Origin of the sequence: Streptomyces sp. NPDC001508 (assembly GCF_040298665.1) — a bacterium.
In the GTDB taxonomy this organism is placed as follows: domain Bacteria; phylum Actinomycetota; class Actinomycetes; order Streptomycetales; family Streptomycetaceae; genus Streptomyces.
The window spans coordinates 1-1098 of sequence record NZ_JBEPAP010000176.1; the positions used below are offsets into that span (position 1 = coordinate 1).

The 1098-nt window shown below is 71.9% G+C and carries 1 protein-coding gene; it reads left to right on the forward strand.

Annotation, left to right across the window (positions count from 1 at the left end):
• Positions 1-1098: acyl-CoA mutase large subunit family protein (locus ABT245_RS45945; RefSeq protein WP_351747148.1), on the forward strand; the 1098-nt coding region annotated here is incomplete at both ends.

Here is a 1098-nt window from a genome sequence, read left to right on the forward strand (position 1 = left end):
GCTGATCGCGCACGGCACCACGGGCCTGTCCGTCGCCTTCGACCTGCCCACCCAGATGGGCCACGACTCCGACGCGCCCCTCGCGCACGGCGAGGTCGGCCGGGTCGGCGTGGCGGTCGACTCGATCGACGACATGCGGGTCCTGTTCGGCGGGATCCCGCTCGGCGAGGTCTCCACCTCCATGACGATCAACGCGCCCGCCGCGCTGCTGTTGCTGCTGTACCAGCTGGTCGCCGAGGAGCAGGGCGTGCCGGCCGGGCGGCTGGCCGGCACCGTCCAGAACGATGTCCTCAAGGAGTACATCGCGCGGGGTACGTACATCTTCCCGCCGCGGCCGTCGCTGCGGCTGACCGCGGATGTCTTCCGCTACTGCCGGGCCGAGCTGCCCCGGTGGAACACCATCTCGGTCTCCGGCTACCACATGGCCGAGGCGGGCGCCTCGCCCGTGCAGGAGATCGCCTTCACGCTGGCCGACGCCGTCGCCTATGTGCGGGCCGCGGTGGCGGCCGGGATGGACGTCGACGGCTTCGCGCCCCGGCTGTCGTTCTTCTTCGTCGCCCGGACCACCCTGCTGGAGGAGGTCGCCAAGTTCCGTGCCGCGCGCCGGATCTGGGCGCGGGTGATGCGGCAGGAGTTCGGGGCGCGTGACCCCAGGTCCATGATGCTGCGGTTCCACACCCAGACCGCGGGGGTGCAGCTGACGGCGCAGCAGCCGCAGGTGAACCTGGTCCGGGTCGCGGTCCAGGCGCTGGCCGCGGTGCTGGGCGGCACCCAGTCGCTGCACACCAACGCCTTCGACGAGGCGCTCGCGCTGCCCACGGACGCCTCCGCGCGGCTGGCCCTGCGGACCCAGCAGGTACTGGCCCATGAGACGGATGTGACCGCGACCGTGGACCCCTTCGCCGGCTCGTACGCCGTCGAGCGGATGACCGACGACCTGGAGGCCGCCGCCGTGGAGCTGATGCGCAAGGTCGAGGACCTGGGCGGCGCGGTCGCGGCGATCGAAGCCGGTTTCCAGAAACGCGAGATCGAACGCAACGCCTACCGCATCGCCCAGGAGACCGACACCGGCACCCGGACCGTCGTCGGCGTCAACAC